Raw genomic sequence first — 622 nt, 5'->3', positions numbered from 1 at the left:
GAAAGGCGAAGTGGTCGTCGTGTGCGGCCCGTCGGGCTCGGGCAAGTCGACGCTGATCAAGACCGTCAACGGCCTCGAGCCGTTCCAGCAGGGCGAGATTCTCGTGAACGGCCAGTCGGTCGGCGACAAGAAGACGAACCTGTCGAAGCTGCGCTCGAAGGTCGGGATGGTGTTCCAGCATTTCGAGCTGTTCCCGCACCTGTCGATCACCGAGAACCTGACGCTCGCGCAGGTCAAGGTGCTCGGCCGCGGCAAGGACGAGGCGAACGAGAAGGGCATGAAGCTGCTCGACCGCGTCGGCCTGAAGGCGCACGCGCACAAGTTTCCGGGCCAGTTGTCGGGCGGCCAGCAGCAGCGTGTCGCGATCGCGCGCGCGCTGTCGATGGACCCGGTCGCGATGCTGTTCGACGAGCCGACGTCCGCGCTCGATCCCGAGATGATCAACGAAGTGCTCGACGTGATGGTCGAACTCGCGCAGGAAGGGATGACGATGATGGTCGTCACGCACGAGATGGGCTTCGCGAAGAAGGTCGCGCATCGCGTGATCTTCATGGACAAGGGCGCGATCGTCGAGGACGACCGCAAGGACGATTTCTTCTCGAATCCGAAATCGGAACGCGCG

The 622-nt window shown here is 63.5% G+C and carries 1 protein-coding gene; it reads left to right on the top strand.

Annotated elements, in window-relative coordinates:
• Window positions 1–622 (top strand): amino acid ABC transporter ATP-binding protein (locus U5798_RS36910; protein ID WP_322084883.1); only part of this gene is annotated, 622 nt, incomplete at both ends.

This window comes from Burkholderia sp. BCC1972 (genome assembly GCF_905339605.1).
Classification (GTDB): domain Bacteria; phylum Pseudomonadota; class Gammaproteobacteria; order Burkholderiales; family Burkholderiaceae; genus Burkholderia.
Note: the sequence above shows the minus strand (reverse complement) of the source record. Positions and strands in the feature narration are given on the sequence as shown.